Consider the following 20,799-nt stretch of genomic DNA (forward strand, 5'->3'; position numbering starts at 1 on the left):
ATTGTTACCCCATTTGTATAAGTTTGCGCTTGCTAGAAGGGTCGGGCAGCTGCAACCTCGCGTTTAGCAACTTCTTGGTATAAGCATTGGTTGGGTGATCAAACAGTTGAAAGACACTGGCTTGTTCAACTATTTTGCCATGCTGCATAACCATAACCTCATCAGCCATCTCCGCAATGACGCTTAAGTCATGGGAAATCAACAAGATGGTTGTGCCGCATTCCGACCGCAGCTGTTCTAGCTGCCTTAACACCTGCAATTGATTGACCATATCCAAGGCGGTAGTTGGTTCATCGGCGATGACGACGGCAGGTTTCAAGCACATACACATAGCAATCATCACCCGCTGCAGCATGCCACCACTGAGTTGAAAAGAGTACTGCTTGAGAATCTCATGAGGTTTCGGCAAATTTACTTTTTCTAGAGAAACGGCAGCCAGCTCGTAGGCTTCTTTTTTGCTCAATCTACTATGCGTACGGATGGTCTCAATGAATTGATTGCCAATGGAATACACAGGTGTAAAGGCGTTCATCGGATTTTGCATAATAAAACCTATTTCTTTGCCTCGAATGCGGCGCATCTCTTTCGGTTCCAAGCCGTTAAGCTCTCGGCCACTCAGTTGAATGCTGCCTTCGACGGTTGTCTGTTGATTCATCAGTTGCAAAAGAGTATTGCACGTAACGCTTTTGCCGCTGCCGCTTTCGCCGACTAGACCAAGAATTTGACCCTCAGCTAAATCAAAATGAAGATCGTGAAGAAGCTGAAGTTGGCCTTGGTTTGTAGTTACTTTGACGTTTAAACCACTTACCTGCAGTACTTTGCGGGGGGTGCCCATTCTAGCCTCACTCCTTGTTTAAAAGCGTTTTTTTACCCCGAATTTATTCGAAAGAGCTTCGCCGAGCAGATTGAAATTAATAACGACAAGTAAAATGAAAAGTCCCGGGTACATCATCAGTTCGGGATGGCTCCGAATGTAACTTTTGCCCTCATGAATCATGGCCCCCCACTCAGGAGTAGGCGGCTGAATGCCTAAGCCAAGGAAAGACAGCGCAGATATATCCATAATCGCCCAGCCAATCTCAAGTGTCCCGATCACGACAATAGGGGGCAGGACGCCGGGAATGATGTGTTTCCTCATAATGGTCCAAGGTGAAGACCCGCTGATCATGGCAGCCGTAATAAACTGGCGCTCTCTTAAACTAACAACAAGGCCGCGGAACATGCGAGCGTAGGTTACCCATTGAACAAGAAGCAGGGCAAACACAATCTGCATAATACCGGGGCCAAGCATCGCTACAATTCCAAGAACAAGTACGAGATTCGGAAAAGCCATAACCCCATCGCAGAAGCGCATGAGGCAGGTATCGATCCATCCGCCTTTGTATCCTGCAATGGTTCCAACGATTAACCCTATGGTTAATGACATAATAAACACCAGGAAAACTAAGCCTAACGATATGCGAGCACCGTAAAGCAGTCGGGATAAGAGATCGCGCCCCAGATGATCCGTCCCTAATAAATACTCCGAGGATGGAGGCTGCAGCTTTAATGCTAGATTGACCTTGATCGGATCATGTGGTGCCAGATAAGGTGCCAGAAGCGTGATTAAGAAAAAAAGCAGCAGGAAGCAAGAACACGCGATGATGGTCTTCCTACCTGTGAAAATATTCTTCATAGGTTTAATCACGTATCGGTTCTTCCTTTCAAAGAAATTCGAGGGTCCATATACATTTGCACTAAGTCAACGATCAGGTTGCATAGCAGGAAGGCGCACGCAGCAAGAAGCACATAGCATTGAACGACAGGAATATCTCGATTGAAGATAGCTTCAATGAAATATCTGCCAATCCCAGGCCATGAAAACACTTGCTCGACAATAATCGTACCCGTGAGCAGTTTGCCGAAATTCATACCTAATCCCGTAATGACGGGGGAAATGGCAATTTTCAAAACATGCTTAAACATAATCACGATTTCATGAAGGCCACGGGTTCTGGCGTACACGACATAGACTTCTTGCAATTGCTCCAAAATGCTTGACCGCAATAGTCGGCTATACACAGCGATAAGTGCAAGGGACAGGGTCAGAGAAGGGAGGACTAGATGTTTCCAACTTCCCATGCCATTAACGGGCAACCAGTCCAATTGGACAGCAAAGAAAAAAATCAATAAATAACCAAGCCAGAACTGCGGTATGGATGCGCCAAAATAGGAAAGTGCTTTGCTGAAATAATCAACCCAGCTACGGGTGTAGACCGCTGACAAATACCCGAGTCCTACGCTGACAACGATCGTTATAAGCATGCTGCTGAAAGCAAGCTGCAAGGTGGCGGGCAATCGAAGAGTTACCTCATCCCAAACGGGTTTGTTGGACAAGTAGGATGTCCCGAAATCAAGTCGGGCGATTTGGGTGATAGATTGCCAATACTGCACGTAAAGCGGTTGATCCAGCCCCAATTCTTGTCTCTTCTCAGCCAATAGTTCCTCTGTCGGTTGAATATGCGAAGCCGAGAAATAAGCTTCCGCCGGGTCCACCGGCGAAAGCTGAGTTAAGATAAATGTGAGCAGTGTGGCGAAAAGGACCAGAGGAATAATGGCGAGCAGTCGCTTCCCAATATATCTACTTAATTCCATCGAAAGGGTGGTCCCAACGGCTTGCAGGGAAGGTAACATTGGTTAAAGATTTATTGTAAACAACGGTTTGTTTAATATAAGAAATCGGTACGATGACGGACTGCTCATGCAATGTTGTCAAAATTTCCGTGTATAGCTTCTTGCGTTCAGCTTCATTCGTGGAGGCAAGTACGGTCTGTATCTTCTTGTCCAACTCCTGCTTCATAGGTATACGTGAATGGGCCTCAGCTACACCAAAGCTTGGTTCTTTAACGGCATTAATAAGCGTATGAGGATCATAAGGCACCCCGGAATTAAACCAGAAGCGAACGTCGAACTTTCCTTCACGCAGCAGTTTCGTTGCTGTTGTTAATTCCACACCGGATATGTTCAGCTTAACGCCGATCTCTCCCCAAGCCGCTTGTACGGCTTCTCCCATCACCTTTTGAATTGGATCTGTTTTGTCGTACACTAATTCCAATTCTAATTTTTTGCCGTCTTTTTCCCGAATGGTTTGTCCCGGCGCCAGTTTCCAACCGGCTTCGTCCAGGTAAGCTTTGGCTTTGGCTTGGTTGTACTCGATTGGGTTCACTTTCAAATCCACATAGGGATAGTTGGCTGATAAAATAGTATCGGCTTTTTGTTCTACACCGGCTGTAATCCCATCCACAATGCTCTGTTTATTCACGCCATGTTGGAGAGCTAGACGGACCCGTAGATCTTCAAGTTTCTCGTTGGAGGAGTTCAACAATATATTTCTAGTACCTACAGGATCCGAGATTGCAGTAGCATATTTCCCCGTGTCTTGAAGTTGTTTATAAGCATCCAAGCTAATTGCACCTTCACCAAAAATCATATCCAGCTCGCCTTTTTCAAAAGCAAGCACACGTGTCTCGCTGTCTGGGATGATTTTAACCGTTACCTTATCAATCTTAGGCTGTTCGCCCCAATAGTTCGGGTTTCTAGTGAATACCGTATATTGATCTTGTTTATACTCCGTTATCATCCAGGGTCCGGTACCGATCGGCGCTTTGAGATCCTTTAAGGTATCATCGCCTTCCGGGAATCCGGCTTCACCAAGAAAGCGGAAAGGCCGTACTGTCGCCAAATCTTGTAACGCTGGGTAATACGGCTCAGAGAGAGTTAACTTAATTGTATGCTCGTCAACAATCTCTGTTTTTTCCAGTACCTTGGCGATGCCAAGCCAGCTGTGCGTGCTTTTGTTTTTCATGATGGCATCGAAATTTCTTTTCACGATAGCAGCATTAAATGATGTGCCGTCCGAGAATTTAATGTTGTTGCGAAGCTTGAACGTGTATTCTTTTCCATCTGTGGAAATGTTCCATGATTCGGCAAGGTAAGGCTTAAGCTCTCCACCTTCGTTATAGCTGACAAGCGGCTCATAGAGCATCGACTGTGAAAATAATTGATTAGGATAGTAGGCATGAGGGTTCGATGGCCCCAAATCTCTCATCCAGGAAACGGTGATCTCCTTAGGTTTCTGCACCGGAGCTGTTTTATCGGTGGCTGCCGGTCCTGCATTTGTACAACCTAATACGGTGATAAGCAGTGCTAAGAGCACAGCTATTTTTGGTAGGAAGCGAGTTGCTTTTTTACGGATCATCTGAGGTATCTCCCTTGTATTGATAATGATTATCATGCTCGATAATAATATTTTTTTTTGCTACACTTAACAATGGAGAAATAACTGTTTTTTTATTGGACAAAAAAGAGCGCATAGCTATTCCTGAACATGAGCAGGCATGGACGGAGAAGGAGGGGCCCCATGACATGTATATATACGATATTTTAGAGGTTAAAAGTGTAGATCTGCTGTCAAACAAGCTGGTTGTTCCCACGGATAGGACGGGCCATCGGCTTATTTGTTTTGCCCGAGTGGGAGGCAATCTGCGTCTGGCGGGGCATGTGCTATATGCGGAACAAGGATCTTGTATGCTTCTGGCCCCAGGAGACAAGGCAGAAATAGAGATTAGCGGCGAAAGTGACCTGCTCGGAGCTGTGTATATTCTTCGTTTCCATGCCTATGGCATGGGGGAAACAGAACCGTCGATGGATATCGGGCCCTGTATTCCGTATGAGACGAAGATTGATGTGATGCCATTGTCGCGGTTGGTCGATTTGCTCGAACAGATTGCACATCGAGCTACTGATGCCCTGAGAGAAGAGTACGTAGAACGGTGCAAGCAGCAGATTTATCTGCAAGAGCTTCTGGTCTTGCTTATGGAAAATGTCCAAACCATGCTCTCTCTCACGGATGCCACATCAGCTGTTCAGCAAACCATCAACTATCTCGATCACAATTACCGGGAAGAAATTACGGTTGAGCTGCTGTCTCGCATGTCGGGTGTAGGCCGTTGGAAATATAGTGATTTGTTTCAGTCGTTGATTGGCAAAAAACCACTAGAATACTTGACGGAGGTGCGTATTAACAGGGCCAAAGAGCTGCTTCTCCAGACGGACGACCCTTTACGAGAAATTGCTCGCTTAGTCGGTTTTAAGGATGAATATTATTTTTCCCGCAAGTTTCGGCATGAGATGGGGATGACGCCCAAACAATATGTTCTCCGATCGAAAAGCAACGAACTGATAACAAACGATAGCGGCGCAAGTTCCTTTACAAGGATTGTAGCCGTGGGGGCTGTACTCGGTGATTTATTGGCTCTTGGCATCAAGCCGGTTGGTGCGGATATGACAGTCGTTGGCAAGAAGGTCGTGTACCGCGAAGAATTAAACAACATAGCCGATGTCGGGCTCTTGGGCGAACCGGGTAAGGTGAAAGCGTTGAATCCCGATCTCATTGTTTATAGTGCTTTCAGACTGGATTGGATCGATAAGCTGTCTAATATTTCTCCAATCGTAGCGATAGATCGGTTTGCTCATACGTATGACCGGATTTTAAAAGTTGCTGATTTATTCGGTAGAACCAACCAAGCGCGAAATTGGGTGGAGAGCCATCAACAGAGATCCGCAGAGATGTGGGAGCAGTTGTTTGCGCATACTAGGGACAAAAAGAAGCAAGCTACCATTTTCGTCGTGAACGATGGCGTTATCTATGTAATGGGAATGAGAGGGGTAGCGTATACGCTGTATCATCCACTCGCTTTTGAGCCTTCCGACAAAGCGAAGGAGTTGATTGCTAGGAAAATTCCGTTCTATGCGATTGAACCCGAGATGATCAAGGATTACGAGGCTGACCATCTGTTTCTACTTGTAGATGAGTGTAAACGTTCTAAGCGTAAGGCACAGAGTGTAACGAATCACCCTTATTGGCAATCACTAGGGCAAGATCACGTTCATGTCATGGAGGGGAAATGGAATTTCGACGATCCGATCACGATGGACCGACTTCTCCCTTTATTGCCGCGCATTATCAGGATTCATACATGATTCACATAACCCGGAATCTCCACATATAAAAATAGGTGAATCACACTTACTTCATTTATGAGGAGAAGTCCATGATCGTAATCGAAGGTATCAACTATATAACCTTTGGGGAAGGTACATTGTCTGAGCTGGAACTAGCCATTTTCCAAAAGAAGCAGGCCAGTCCTTATGAGTATCGGTATGACTCCATTCATGATTTGCTTTTTGAACTGCACATGCGTACGCAGCTTATGGAGTCGGCGAAGGAGCTGAGTAGAGCCGGTGTCTATTTTGCCGGATTCCAAAAAACGCTGTGCAACCCGACCTATTGGCATTTAACGAATGAGGGCAGGTTCCAGTTGAATCGAGGAGTTAAGCCGCGAGACGCGATAAGGGATATTTTTGAAAATGGCGGTTCCTACGGGTTCGAGTGTTCGATGGCTGTCATCGTTGTTATGTATCATGCCCTGTTACACGCCATAGACCCTGGTCAATTCGACCGTTTATTCGCGGGTCTTTTATTATTTGATTGGCATTCCAATGGCAAATTGAACCTCATCGACCGATTCAATAAGGAGGAGGCGGTGGTGGGGGATGTGCTTTATTTTGAAAATCCCGACGTTGAAGAGCTGCTTCCCTGGTGGAAGGGGGAGAATGTCGTGCTGCTGGAGAACGAGCTCTATTATGGACATGGACACGGTCTCGGAATTGCATCTGGGGAAGAAGTTATTCATGTCCTAAATAAATATAGAATGCCTGGCAGTACAAAATCAGCATTTCTGACGGATCGTTATGTTCATCCGGATTTCTCTTACTTCGCAGAATTTCAGCATCCTTTACGGGAGAAGCCCCTTGTTACGAAAATAGGAGACTGGATTCATGTCCGTAAGGCTGGGTTTTTCACGACGCTGGGTAAATGAGCCCATTTTCTATAGACATATATCCTAATGGCGAAACGATGCATAGGATGACGTATGCCTACTTCAGGAAGGGGAAAGAAAATGCCAAAAGACAGTCTGCGGGCGGAGGATAGCCTCCCTATTTATCAAGTTGGAACAAGAACAGAGAAACTGCCAAAAGCTCAACCGATTCAACCCGTTACACCAGCTCAGCCGATTCAACCCATTCAACAAGCTCAGCCAGTTCAACCGATTCAACAAGTTCAACCTGTGCAACCAGCTCCACAATGGTCCGGAGATAACCTCCCGATCTACCAGCAACCTATCGTAGCGCCAGTAGGCCATGCTCCAACGCAAGCCCATCACGCACAAGCACAAGCTCAAGTTCACCATGCCCAGCCTCATCACGTTTACCATCCGCAGCATCATTATGCCTATCATCCACATCATGTTTATCATCCTATGCATCATATGGCTTACCATCCGCAGCATCACTACGTTGCTTATGTTGCACATCCCTACCATGCTTACATGCATCATCATCCGATGCACCACCTTCAACACCATGTTCAACACCATCAACATACCGGACAACAAGGCCAGCAACATCACACGGGCCAGCATCACAACATGGGGCAACACCACAACACAGGGCAACACCACAACACAGGGCAACATCACCAAACTTGGCAAAATCAACAACATTATACGTCTACACAAAATAATTAATACGGTCGCCGAATTCAAAATAGACCCTGGAGGCTTCAAGCATCCGGGGTTTATTCCTGTTCGCTGATGATTTGTTCCGACAATATTCGAGAAAACTGATATAATTATAGAGATTTTCACTTTCTTCCACTTTGCATAAAAGCTAGAATCTGATAGTATATAATAAAATACCGATGGATTTAGTAAGAATTAAAAGGAGGCACCTTTCCATGCAAAAACTGATGCTTGATTCCATACAAGAAATGACGCATCTGGATCAACTCGAAGCTGAAGCGATTTATATTATCCGAGAAGTAGCCGCGGAATGTGAAAATCCCGTGATGCTGTATTCGATCGGGAAGGATAGTTCCGTGATGCTGCATTTGGCGCTCAAAGCTTTTTATCCCGAGAAGCCGCCGTTTCCTTTCATGCACATTGATACAACGTGGAAGTTCAAAGAAATGATCGAGTTCCGCGACCGCAAAGCGAAAGAGTTCGGAATCAAGATGATCGTTCACTCCAACGAAGAGGGGATTGAACAAGGGATTAACCCTTTTGATCACGGTTCCGCGTATACGGACATCATGAAAACCCAAGCCCTGAAACAGGGATTGGACAAGTACGGATTTACGGCTGCGTTCGGCGGCGGCAGACGTGACGAGGAGAAGTCGCGTGCGAAAGAGCGGATTTTCTCCTTCCGCAATAAGAACCATGCCTGGGATCCGAAGAACCAACGCCCGGAGATGTGGAAACTTTTTAACACGAGAATTAATAAAGGTGAAAGCATTCGCGTATTCCCAATATCCAACTGGACGGAAAAAGATATCTGGCAATACATTCGCAGAGAAAATATTGATATTGTGCCGCTCTATTTTGCCCAAGAAAGACCTGTTATCGAACGCGATGGCCATCTCATCATGGTGGATGATGATCGCATGAAGTTGGAGCCGCACGAGAAAATTGAAATGAAGAAGATGCGATTCCGCACATTAGGCTGCTATCCTCTTACTGGTGGGGCCGAGTCGGAAGCGAATTCGTTGGATGCCATTATTGAAGAAACGCTTGGTGCGGTTTCATCCGAACGGACAACCCGGGTTATTGACCAAGAAGCGGCGGGAAGTATGGAAAGACGCAAACGGGAGGGTTATTTCTAATATGAAAAGTCTGCTTAAATTTATTACATGCGGAAGCGTGGACGACGGGAAATCCACTCTAATTGGGCATATGCTTTATGAGGCAAAGCTTTTGTTCGCCGATCAGGAAAAAGCGCTTGAACTCGACAGCAGACTTGGCAGCCGCGGCGGCAAAATTGACTACTCCTTGCTTCTTGATGGATTATTGGCTGAGCGTGAACAAGGGATCACGATTGACGTAGCCTATCGATATTTTACGACGGATCACCGTTCCTTCATTGTAGCGGACACACCGGGGCACGAAGAGTATACGCGGAACATGGCCGTAGGGGCGTCCTTTGCGGACCTTGCCGTCATTCTTGTGGATGCAACCAAAGGGATCATCACTCAAACCAAACGCCATACTCGCATTTGCGCACTTATGGGCATTAAGCATCTTGTTTTAGCTGTGAATAAAATGGATTTAGTTCATTTTGAACAAAAGATTTTTGAGCAGATTAAAGATGAGTTCTTCCAAACAGCTGGTGAGTTCCATTTCCAAAGCATAGAAGTGATCCCTGTTTCGGCAACAGAAGGGGATAACATTACGAAGAAATCACAACATACCCCTTGGTATGAGGGCCTTCCTTTATTATCTTACTTAGAAAATGTAGACGTTCTTGAAACGAATGACACGAAACAATTCATGATGCCGATCCAGCGTGTATGCCGGCCGGACCATACGTTCCGCGGTTTTCAAGGCCAGATTGAGGCTGGCAGTATCGCGGTCGATGATGAGTTGACGATTCTGCCGAGTCGTGAGAAGGCGAAAGTCAAACGCATCTTAGTGACAGACAAAGATAGGGAATCCGCCTATGTTGGACAACCCGTAACAATCCAGTTGGATCGTGAAGTCGACGTTTCTCGCGGTTGCGTATTCACGAAAGACAGTGAAATCAAAGAAGCTGATCGTTTTAGCGCGACGATTCTGTGGATGGATGACTCCGTACTGACTCCGGGTAAAAATTATTTGGTCAAAGTAGGAACGAAAATCCTGCCAGGTACCGTGACAGCGATTAAGCATAAAATCGATATCAACACAGGAAATACAGTTTCAGCCGATCAAATTGTCAAAAATGAAGTGGCAAAATGTGAATTTTCCTTATCCGACGACATTGTTTTTGATTCCTTTGAACAATATAAAAGCATCGGCGGATTTATCCTGATCGATCGTGTTACCAACATGACATCCGCTTGCGGAGTGATTGAAGAGGCCCTGCAAAGTTCCGACAGCGTTGTAAGTTTAGATGCGGAAGTCACTAGAAATGTTCGTGCTGAGCAAAAAGGACAGAAGCCTTTGACCCTTTGGTTCAGCGGTTCGGTTTCGGATAACTTAGCCCTAGCTAAGGAAGTCGAGAAACGTTTGGTGTCGACAGGCTACCATACGATGTTACTCGAGAATAGCCGCGGAGAATCGTCGCTACGAATCGCGGAAGTTGCCAAATTGATGAACGATGCGGGACTTATCACCTTGGTCGTGAATGAGAATGACAATGACCAAGCAACCGTGCGAGACATCATTGGCGAAGAGCTGATGGAAGTTGATTCAAGCAACTCGATTGAAGAGGCTGCGGGTGTTGTGAAGCGGGTTGTGCGGTTTTTGATTAATTAGTGGTAAATTTCAATGAAATAAATAGTTTTGAGAAAAGAATCTCTACATCAGCGATGTAGGAATTCTTTTTTTTTTTGTTCCCATAGCATAGTCAGAGACTTATTAATTCATGTGTTTTACAGAACGTGTGAAGCTAAAGAAGATTATTAAACTGAGATAGGTCTTGTTTGAAGGAAACTGGTGGTTCTATTTATGAGCATATTAATGAAAGTAATCTAATTATTAATGTTCTGTTAAAATGTCGAATGCCGTGAATTTATCGTGGAAAATACTGGGTTCCTATAGTATGATTCAATTTAGTAGAAAAATAAACAAAATATAGAAGGGACATCGTACATGACACTTGGAAGAAAGAAATGGCATCTATTCGTGTTATTTTTATTAATGTTGTTTAACTCATGGGCAATTGTTGCACCTGTAGCCAGCGCGGACACACCAACGGCTGCTCTAGAGCTTTCGCTCCCGAATGACTTGACAGACTGGATTTTAGATGAAAACGCGGGATATATATATGCAATCTCGAGCACGTCGAATAATCTTTATTTCATTCGACTTAGCGATTTGAAAATTGAAAAAACGCTTAATATTGGTTCAAACCCTTATTCTCTTGCGAGGGATGGGCAGTCTCTGCAGATTGCACTTTCTGGAGCGACTATGATCAAGACGGTTAATCTTGCGACTCAACAAATTTCCGATACGATTATTACCAGCACCATTCCATACTCAGTAGCAGCCTCTTCTAACTATCTTTTTTACGGGAGTAGAGACGGGAAGATCTACAAATATAATAAGGTTACTCGTACAAGTAGTTTATTATTTAGTAATTTTATATCTAATGATTTAGCTCTATCGTTTGATGAATCAACGAACACACTTTACTTTGGCAATGTGTCCTCTTATGGTGGTATAACGGCTATTAATGCTGATACCGGAGCAAAGCTGAGTAAGGACATAGACGATGATATGGAGATTGGTGGCCCTTCATTATCACTTAAGCATATTTTTATAGACGATCAATCCGTATATTTTGGTGGACATCAATTTAATAAAGCGAACCTCTTGGAAACCACTGGCACCTACTCAAGAACGAACAACGACTACACCTATCTTGAATCTGTCATACTGGGTGTAACAGACGCTTATGTACTCACAACGAAAGGGGTATATGATAAAAATACTTATACGCCTTTGGTTCTGTTCCCTTCTAACAAGAGGTTTGCCCTGCTTGACTCGCAAGGACATGCCTATCTTGCAGGTATTGAGAATTGGTTTACGGATGCAAATAAAATTACTCGAATCGATCTTTCTATACCACCGAGGATTACCGCTAACTTTACAACGGATGCCTATTCGATCAGAAGCGATCAAGCGATTAAGGATTGGGCTACCACAGACAATTTACCTTATATCTATGCCATTACGGCAAGTACCAACGAGTTGGTCATTATTCGCAAGAACGATATGAGTTTAGTCAAGAAGATGATTATCGGTTCTAACCCGAGTGAAATTAAAATCCTAAACAATAAGGTTTATATTATTTTTAATGGTGAAAACCATATAAAGGTAATGGATATAAATGACGGTATTCTCACAGAAGCTAACTCTTCCAAAATCACTACGAAGAACTATCCGCTTCATGTTTATCCGGATAATAATAATCGGATATTGTACAATGGGGGTGCTTTTGCTGGTGGCATCAGCGTGACCTCTTCAGTCTATACCTCTGTTACGGATACGGTATATGAAAAGAATACAGGAATTTGGACCCCTGACACTTATACGTTAGACCCGAATAGGAACATTCTCTACGGCGGAGATGGTTCTAGCCTATATAAATATAACAGCCAGAACTTTAATTTAATTGAAAGAAGAAACTTGAACAATTCATCCAATTATTACAATATCTTTTTAGACGATAACTATCTGTACTATGGCAATCGCAGGTATGATGCGACTGTAACTTCCACCGTATACGGGACATATCCAGAAAGCGTGATTTACGCACGCGGAAGTTATGTGTTCAGTAATAGTGCAATTTACGACAGAGACAGCTTTAAGAATACCTATAATTTGTTAACGTTCATCACACATGCATATGTTGACACAGATCATAGCATTATCGTTTCTTCTGAAAACCGGTTATATAAATTTAATAATATCGAAGAGATGCAGCGGGTTATGACTGAGAATCGCTTGCCTTCTAATGCTGTTTTCGTAGATGAAGATTTGACATCTGATCGCATAGACGGGTACTTGACCTTTGATCCGCCGACCGATCAGGATGGTCTTAAGGGGTATTCCGCGTACTATCTTGATCAGAATGGCAATAAACTTCAACAGATCGGATTATATAAGAATGCGGAATTGTCGACTGATTCACGCTTTGTTTATGAGATAACATATTCGACCCTTCCCAGCGGTGCAGTTAACATTGGGTTGTATCCGGTCGTTTCTGTTACTAATGGAATCGATCGTATGCTGGACGTCCACCTCTCGGTTCCCATCTATGATGCACCCAACTATTTGCCTGTAGACATGTCACTGACAGATATGAATCCGGACCCGAACAAGTTTGCGGGTGTAGTTACATGGAAGCCGGGAACTGCTGAATTACCAAATGCCCGTTATTACCTGTACTTTATTAATGAACATGGTCCTATTGGAGATAAGATAGTCGTTGTGAATGGTGGGCAAAAGGTGTATTCCGTTACTATTTCAGAGAAGGATGTGCCCACGGAAGCGTTAGGGATTGGTCTTTTCATGGAAAATGATGACTTTGCATCACCATTTTATAATAGAAAACTATTAGAGGATAAACGAACACCAGCAATCCCGTCATCATCTATTACTGTTCATAAATACATGGTACAAGCGGACAATATTGTCGTGAACAATCTTGCGCCTGGGGATATTATTCGTGTGTACAATGAGGGACAAACCGCCATTATAGGGGGCGGGATCGTTGCACCGAGCCAAAATTCCATTATAGTTACCATTGGGAATCTAGGAAACCCAGGAGACAAACTGCTTATAACTCGACAAACTTCCAATAGGGGTGAGAGCACGGGGACATTAGTTGTTGTACCACCGCTTACGAATGATAATAATGGTGTTGGTGGTATTGGTGGTGGTGGAGCTGGAGGCGGATTCGGCGGAGGAGGCGGTGGAGGCGGTGGCGGTGGCAGCACAAGTCGTCCGTATACTGATCCTAATGGCAAAATGACGTACGAAGTGCAGCCAGGTCACGTTGACATGCTAATTGCCCTTAGCACTGATGCGAAGGAACTTGTATTGGACGCTACAGCTAAACAACATCTTGATATCACTACTGTTAGCTTTGATGGAGACATTGTGAATAAAGCGGCATTGAAGGGGAAAGCAATTGTTATAAAAGCGAACGAAGTTCAACTCAAATTCCCTATTAATGCTATACCTGTAGCAAACGAAAACAACATGGTGAAGTTCAAAGTATCGTCTGAAGCTGCACCTGTACTCAGTAATTTTAATGCTGTATCTTCGGTTTTGGAGTTCACATTGGCTGAGAAGGACTCGAAAATTACAAACTTTAATACACCGATTGAAGCCACTTTCCACTATGACCTGTCCAAAGTGAAGGATGCAAGTAATCTTGGTGTTTACTGGTTAGACGAGACAACGAACACGTGGACTTCCATAGGAGGGAAGGTAAATGGCGATGGAACTATTACTGCTAATGTGCCACACTTCTCCAAGTACGCCGTCTTAGAGAAAACAGGAAATGCACCAACTTCCTCAACCGATGCAAAAACATTTGATGATATTCAAGGGCATTGGGCACAAAAGGACATTGAGGAGCTTGTAAGTAAGCAGATTATTGATGGTATGAGCGATCAGCTCTTTCAACCGAATCTTGAGATGAACAGAGCACAATTAGTTACGATTCTTATGAAAGCAATGAAACTTCAGGACCCGAATATGTCCAAATCCTTCGATGATGTTGCATCTGATGCTTGGTACAAGGATGCCGTGTACGCTGCTTACAATGCCCAAATCGTAAGTGGGGTTACCGACAACTCTTTTGCTCCGAATGCGAACGTAACTCGTGAGCAGTTAGCGGTTATGATTGTAAATGCGTACTTGAACGTAACTGGTAAAAAGTTGAGCGATGTCGAACCGGCACAAGTACCTGGTTATGTTGACGCCATTACTATTAGCGATTGGGCTAAGCCATATGTGAGCGCAGCTACGGCTCTCGGACTGCTGAACGGAGTGGATGACTCTCACTTCGCACCAATGGAACAAAGCACAAGGGCACAAGTTGCTGCGGTTATGGTACGTATGCTCGGGATGCTCGCTGAAGACAAGTAAGTCTTAAAAAAGCCCCCTACATCACAGTGATGTAAGGGGCTTTTTTTCTTGCCTCTGCATGGGGAGGAATAACTCTTAGATCAAATCCAAAACGGTAGTCTCATTAAGGAGAAGAGCTGATTGTAACTCGGCAGAGGACATCGTCACCGCGTGTACACCTAGCTAAAAACTAATTCCACCCAGTAATCCCCATTTTTTAATCATCAAGACAACCCTCACCCAAATACATATAAGGGCATAGCATTTTGGAAATGTGAATGCCCGTGACCCACAGACAAATTTGACGGTGGCTTTGTTCGGGGAGGTGGAGTGGGAAAATGCAAACATTCCAAAGGGGGGCAGAGTCTTTACATGGTTAATTGATTACATACGAATGTGAGGGAAATGGCAAAAAGGCTTCTTATCAATCTAAGTTGGTAAATATGAAGGAGGAATACACATGGAATGGTATTCTAAGGTGTTGAAAAATTACGTAGGATTTACAGGCAGAGCTCAACGCAAGGAGTACTGGATGTTTGTGCTTTTTAATCTGATTATCTCCATCATCCTTGCCATATTGGAATCTTTATTGGGGATTACAAATGTTTTGACTGGCCTTTACTCACTGGCGGTTCTATTGCCGTCCTTGGCCGTTGCATTCCGGAGGCTTCATGATACCGGGAGAAGTGGTTGGTGGATTTTGATTGGTTTAATTCCACTTATCGGTGCTATTATTCTTATCGTATTTTACTGCCAAGATAGTGATCCTAATGAGAACCAATATGGTCCTAATCCTAAGTAGTAAGCTGGAGCAGTGGCTTAGAACAGAACCCCATCCTAAATAGGTGGGGTTTATTTGGTGTTAGCTTATTTTGAAATATAAAAAGTGTTGTTTTTATAAATTAGATCGTAAAGTAGGCAAATAATGATCCCACAAGAATGAGGGTCAGGCATACAAAAAAGTTTGCTTTTTTTCACTTAGCTTTGTCTTTTCAAAAATAAAAATAACTACTCCTACTAGAAATAAATATTGAATTGATGAAAGAATATTGTTATTTGGAAATATGAAAAAGATATTTTTAGATAATTGAGCTAACGCTGCAAAGACGCATAGTACTAGGAAAATTAAGGGGACACGAAGTTTCTCTCATAATTTAGGAATTTATAATTTTAAAAGCGTGTTATATATATTTAAACCATAATATCATATAATTTCCAGTTCAAGCGGAATCCCAAAACAAAAAACACCCGTGTGGGTGTCTTTTGTTTTCCTCTCTTTTTCCCTTACCAACCCCACTTATGCTGAAGTTTCGAACTGACAAATTTAGAATTATTTAGAAATATAAAAAGTGTTGTTTTCAAACTTTATGGATAAACCAAGTTCATCAACAGCATAATGCCATGTCATTGGAAAATAGGTTACATCATTTAGCACCAATAGCGGGTATTCCTCGGAACCATTATCAATCCAAGCATCATTTACATAGATATTAAAATCAGGTTGACTTGCATACAGGTTAGAACTAGTACTGCCATAGTCCAATTCAAGCTTTCCAGCCTTATTGGAAGTCTTGCGAATGACGAATCCAGTTTCAGCGTCCCATACTGTTTCTAGTGCAAGTGCTTGAGTAAACTTAAAGGTCATTGGAAAATACGTAATGTCCTTATAAGAGATGACGGGATATTTAAGGGATGAGTTGGTGATTGAAGTGCCATTTACGTTAATTGTGTATGTTGGCTTTTCCACTTTGACATATCCACTTGGAACTGTTTCTACTGGAGCTGCTGCTGGTTTAGTACTGGAAGTTGACCCACCGGATGATGTTGATGATGAACTGCTACCGGAGGAAGATCCACCATTGTGATAGTGGTATCCCGTACATAATCCTTTGGCCTTGGAGCTGGCTGAGCAATTATGCCCTCCGTTTGCGTCTGTTCTACCTGAATGTGCATAAGCGGATTGTGAGAAAGTCGTTATTAAAATGAATGATAATAATAGTAGTCCCAAATGCCTAAACTTCACCATAGTCCATCTCCTAAATATAGTATTTTTTACCTAGGTGATAATACCAGATATTTCAAGGGTTTTCAAATATTATTTTTATGTTCTATTTAACTAGAACACTAAACGTGGTCCTATGAGGAGTGATGATATTCGGAATAAAAATCAAAAAAATCAAAGTCGTAATACTTTCGCCATGTTCGCGCCATCCAATTTGTGGGAAGATAACACCAAGAAACATCCCATCGCTTCAGGCTATTGCCGTCCTTCCTTCTACAACATTCCTAGTATCTTCTAGGGCGGCAGCTTTCCTGAACAAACAATCAGGCTATTGCATCTCTTCCTTCTAAATCATTGGTCGATATAGAGATGCAAATTACCTGATTTTATTAAAATCCCAAGAGGAGGCGTTATACCGCAATGAGAAATACCATTTATTTAAGAAGAAGTAGGAAGCTCATTGTACATCATGGTCATAGCCGCCTTCCTCGAACATACATCGCTACAGCAATGAAAAACATAGAGTACTTAGGATTTACTTTTTCCAAAGAGCTAGTGGAAGTACTTCAGACTTTATCTATTGAGACGTTTACTGAGCTCTACCAACAGCTTGTGCTGGATTTGAAATCGCTCGTAGGAGCGAACGTCATTTTCAAACCAATGTACCCTAATTTTCCTAAACAAGTGATGCTGGCAGGTGAAGCAGAGCTTTACCTGAAGGCCGTTCTTCACTATTTAACGTTTCAGTTGCCTGAGCATGTAGCTTTGGATAGATTTCCGCTATTGGATCAAGTTGATCTGGAAACTATCGATCTCGGAAGCCCAGCGAACTTTGATCAAAGTATTCGTAATCTCATAGAGGCAAAAGGCTCGATCTCCGAAACAGACAAGGAAGATATTGAATGGGTAATATCAACGTTTGATGATCTAAGCACGATACTGCCGGATGAAATTCCCATGAAAGAAAATGTCGGGTTCGTCGTGGGAGCGCTCCTCAAATATCAAAAGGCCAATATCAAGCACATTGCCAAGTACATGAAGACTGCAACGGATGTATTGCGGTTAGCTGTTGCTCTATCTGATGGCGATGTAAGTCTTGCCACGAACACAAAATTTCGGAAGTTTAAGCGCCCTGAAAGGCGGTTGCTTTTGGAGCTTCTGGAGCAATGCGGCAATAGGGTTGAAGATATGCTGCGCTATAAGAATCGGTGGATACGTATCGGTGAAATTCTACACCCTGCTGAGTACAAAAATAAATATGAAGGCTGCAAGGAAGCCTTTGATATCCTTCGAAATAATAAGCCTTTTGCAACATTCGCTGGCAGGGTTGAACATGCGCTCCGCATGCAAGATACGAAATTGGCTGCCGATCTATTGAAAAATCGCGCAGGAGAGTTCGCTAGACGTCTGGACCACTTGCTTAGAATCAACAACGATTTCACGCCAGTTGTTGCAATTTTTGCTGAAGTTGCAGGACATATTTCAACTCCCGTATTACTTCAAGTGATGGCTCATTTCGACCATAGGAAGGAAAGGCATGTCCTGAGGACCTTTTTTCCTAAGGGGAATGTAGCAAAAGCTGTAGCTATCCCTAATACACTTCCCGAAATTGAAGATAAAGCGTGTGAAGCGATCGTACAGACGTGCAAAAACACGTTAATGGCTCGGTTCGCCGAGCTTCCCTCATTGGGGGACGTGTATGTGGACGCCAGATTGAAGCAATATGTGATGCCTTTTTCACAAAGATCGGCAAGTAAGGCGCTTCGCACGATCGTTCGTGGCAGCCGGTTAGAGATGCCGGAAGGCGATACAATCCGCTTTTTCTTATGGTGGAAAGAAGGAACGGTTAGTAGTGGAAAGCATACCGGAAGAGTCGATATTGACCTCTCGGCTGTCATGTATGATGAGCATTGGCATTATGTCGAACATATCTCTTACACGAATCTGCGCTCGTATAAATATAACGCTGCTCATAGTGGGGATATTACATCTGCGCCTTTTGGGGCATGCGAGTTTATAGATTTGGATATTCCCTCTGTTATTAACTATGGTGGACGTTATGTAGTCGCCTCATTAAATTCTTTTACGGAGCAGCCTTACTGTGATTTACCTGAATGCTTTGCGGGCTGGATGATGAGGAAGCATCCTAACTCTGGGGAGATTTTTGAACCTTCGACTGTGATGGATCGCATTGATATTGCTGCAGATACGAGAATTGCGATTCCTGTCATTCTAGATTTAGTGGAGCGGGAGATCATTTGGTGCGACTTAGCCTTACAAAACCATCCTAATTACTACAACAATGTGGAGGGTAATCAAAAAGGTATGGTTCTAATGGGGAAAGCAATGACCTCGTTAATAAAGCCTAACTTGCATGATTTATTCATGCTCCATGCTGCGGCTAGGGGGCGAATCGTGGAAGATGCCGATAGTGCCCAGACGGTGTTTTCAGTGAAAGAGGGGATTACTCCGTTCGATATCAGTAAGATTCTAGCCGAATTCATTGCTTAAGCAATTACTCATTGACAATATCTGGGGTTGTAGTTAATATTTCAGTAGCTAATAAGATAACGAAAGGAGCACGATGAAGATGAAGTTATTCCTTTTATTCAATTCCAAGCATAGTGAACAGAGTACTTGCAATTTGGTTAACGGAATATATCAATCATCTCTCATCGGCTCATCTGGTATTTGTGCGCGCGGATTCAACTAGGCATTTTTGCTGGTTCCTCTGTGTGAACGGTATGTACCTGGTCATGGACTCTTGAGTCCATGGCCTTTTTTTATATTTTAATATCCAAGGGGAAGATAACGATGGCTATTGTCCAAGTAAGATCGACCAACCCGCAGCTTTCTTTTATTATCAAAAAGAACCCGGAATCCGGCGTTATGCTCCGATCTATCCGGAAGGGAATGGCTTATGGCTGGTACACGGATGCCTCTGCGTTCAATGTGTATTTCAAGGATGCGGATAATGAAATCTCGTATAAACAGAACGAACAAGAGAACTTTGAATATCTCAATGTGTCTCGCTATAACACACCTTTATTTCCGTTAAATGCAATTAACGAGTTTTTCTCGGCTCCGCTTAAGACACAGGACGAGCGGGATGTCGAAGGGTATGAACATACGTTTTATATCAATATGATTCATATTGAAATGGTGCGGTATGTAGAATTTTTCCAAAAATATTTGAAAGACTTTACGTTTGAAATCGTGCATCAAGCTCACAAAAGCTACTCGCTTACGGTAACAACGCGGCGAAGCCTCTATCATCTGATGCATGCCGTGAGTGTGCTGTGCTTGTTCTTATCCATGTTTGGCAATGAATATATCGATATCTCAGATAGCATTTTGGATAAATATATCAAGAGTATCAATGTAATCGACGCGCCATTTTATATTCGTAGTTTGTTTGTTCGACATTTCTTATCTTCGAAAGAACGCTATAAGAATTACAAAACGGAGCTGGAGAGCACAAACCGGTACGATATTCGTTTTGACTATGGGGGAACGGGGCTGCAGCGTAGGAATTATATTGCTCGTTCGCTTCCTTTTAACAAGTCTATTCTGGACGTTGGTTGTGGAGAAGGCTTCTATGCGATTCCGTTCGCAAAGAAAATCGAAGGTACCTACTACGCAATTGATATTAATGAGGACCTTCTCGAAACGGTAAGTCGGAAAGCGAGATCCAAAGAGATCGACAATATCGTTCCCTTCAACTCAATTGATCGTTTCTTGGAGGCTTATAACGGGGAACAGGTCGATATTATTATGACGGAAGTCATTGAGCATATGAGCGAGGATGAGGCCAAGGAGCTGATTCGGCATATTTGTGAGCAGGTCGATTTTGACCATTTTATTATTACGACGCCTAATGCTGACTTCAATATCTATTATGAACTTCCAGGATTCCGGCATGAGGATCATAAATGGGAGATGGGGCAAGCGGCGTTTCAGCAGTGGTTGACGGACGTCATTCGTGAAACCGGACTGGACCATGAATTCGTTGCTATCGGGGACGGGGTCAATCATATCCAGACAACACAAGGCGTTATTCTTAAGAAGAGGGGGGCGTAG

14 protein-coding genes are annotated in these 20,799 nt (G+C 43.4%); 9 read left to right on the plus strand and 5 right to left on the minus strand.

Features of this window, described 5'->3' with window-relative positions:
* Positions 1–4 precede the first annotated feature (4 nt).
* Genes ACKTT9_RS03235 through nikA form a run of 4 tightly spaced genes read right to left on the minus strand, consistent with a single transcriptional unit; the run spans position 5 to position 4,237 of the window.
* Positions 5–835, minus strand: coding sequence for an ABC transporter ATP-binding protein (locus ACKTT9_RS03235; RefSeq protein ID WP_407870478.1), 831 nt, complete (start codon positions 833–835; stop codon positions 5–7).
* Between the two features lie 18 nt (positions 836–853).
* Entirely contained in the window at positions 854–1,675 is an 822-nt protein-coding gene (gene nikC / locus ACKTT9_RS03240; protein WP_407872950.1) for a nickel ABC transporter permease subunit NikC, read from the minus strand.
* Positions 1,676–1,683: 8 nt separating this feature from the next.
* Complete coding sequence (gene nikB / locus ACKTT9_RS03245; RefSeq protein ID WP_407870479.1) at positions 1,684–2,634, minus strand: nickel ABC transporter permease subunit NikB; 951 nt, start codon at positions 2,632–2,634, stop codon at positions 1,684–1,686.
* Positions 2,621–4,237, minus strand: coding sequence for a nickel ABC transporter substrate-binding protein (gene nikA, locus ACKTT9_RS03250; RefSeq protein WP_407870480.1), 1,617 nt, complete (start codon positions 4,235–4,237; stop codon positions 2,621–2,623). Before nikA ends, nikB begins: the two co-directional genes overlap by 14 nt.
* A gap of 167 nt (positions 4,238–4,404) precedes the next feature.
* Between nikA and ACKTT9_RS03255 the strand changes: the two genes are divergently transcribed.
* The 7 genes from ACKTT9_RS03255 to ACKTT9_RS03285 all read left to right on the plus strand — a co-directional run bounded on the left by ACKTT9_RS03255 (position 4,405) and on the right by ACKTT9_RS03285 (position 15,519).
* A complete protein-coding gene (locus ACKTT9_RS03255) occupies positions 4,405–6,021 on the plus strand; it encodes a helix-turn-helix domain-containing protein (RefSeq protein WP_407870481.1) in 1,617 nt (538 codons plus the stop codon).
* Between the two features lie 71 nt (positions 6,022–6,092).
* The gene (locus ACKTT9_RS03260; RefSeq protein ID WP_407870482.1) at positions 6,093–6,920 is read left to right on the plus strand and encodes a protein-glutamine gamma-glutamyltransferase; all 828 of its coding nucleotides are present in this window, start codon (positions 6,093–6,095) and stop codon (positions 6,918–6,920) included.
* A gap of 81 nt (positions 6,921–7,001) precedes the next feature.
* Complete coding sequence (locus tag ACKTT9_RS03265; RefSeq protein ID WP_407870483.1) at positions 7,002–7,628, plus strand: hypothetical protein; 627 nt, start codon at positions 7,002–7,004, stop codon at positions 7,626–7,628.
* 221 nt (positions 7,629–7,849) lie between these two features.
* Positions 7,850–8,761, plus strand: coding sequence for a sulfate adenylyltransferase subunit CysD (gene cysD, locus ACKTT9_RS03270; protein WP_397371103.1), 912 nt, complete (start codon positions 7,850–7,852; stop codon positions 8,759–8,761).
* 1 nt (position 8,762) lies between these two features.
* The gene (locus ACKTT9_RS03275; RefSeq protein WP_407870484.1) at positions 8,763–10,391 is read left to right on the plus strand and encodes a GTP-binding protein; all 1,629 of its coding nucleotides are present in this window, start codon (positions 8,763–8,765) and stop codon (positions 10,389–10,391) included.
* Positions 10,392–10,727: 336 nt separating this feature from the next.
* A complete protein-coding gene (locus tag ACKTT9_RS03280) occupies positions 10,728–14,738 on the plus strand; it encodes an S-layer homology domain-containing protein (protein WP_407870485.1) in 4,011 nt (1,336 codons plus the stop codon).
* A gap of 439 nt (positions 14,739–15,177) precedes the next feature.
* Positions 15,178–15,519: a DUF805 domain-containing protein gene (locus ACKTT9_RS03285; RefSeq protein ID WP_407870486.1), complete on the plus strand. Its 342-nt coding sequence runs from the start codon at positions 15,178–15,180 to the stop codon at positions 15,517–15,519.
* Positions 15,520–16,047: 528 nt separating this feature from the next.
* Here ACKTT9_RS03285 and ACKTT9_RS03290 read toward each other — a convergent pair.
* Positions 16,048–16,743 (minus strand): YHYH domain-containing protein, encoded by a 696-nt coding sequence (locus ACKTT9_RS03290; RefSeq protein WP_407870487.1) that lies wholly within the window; start codon positions 16,741–16,743, stop codon positions 16,048–16,050.
* A gap of 396 nt (positions 16,744–17,139) precedes the next feature.
* Here ACKTT9_RS03290 and ACKTT9_RS03295 point away from each other — a divergent pair, with 396 nt between their 5' ends.
* Both ACKTT9_RS03295 and ACKTT9_RS03300 read left to right on the plus strand, forming a co-directional pair.
* Positions 17,140–19,230 carry a TerD family protein gene (locus ACKTT9_RS03295; protein WP_407870488.1) on the plus strand — a complete coding sequence of 697 codons (2,091 nt, stop codon included), beginning with the start codon at positions 17,140–17,142 and terminating at the stop codon, positions 19,228–19,230.
* Positions 19,231–19,533: 303 nt separating this feature from the next.
* Positions 19,534–20,799: a class I SAM-dependent methyltransferase gene (locus tag ACKTT9_RS03300; protein ID WP_407870489.1), complete on the plus strand. Its 1,266-nt coding sequence runs from the start codon at positions 19,534–19,536 to the stop codon at positions 20,797–20,799.

The organism is Paenibacillus sp. P36, from assembly GCF_045866505.1.
GTDB lineage: Bacteria > Bacillota > Bacilli > Paenibacillales > NBRC-103111 > Paenibacillus_E > Paenibacillus_E chondroitinus.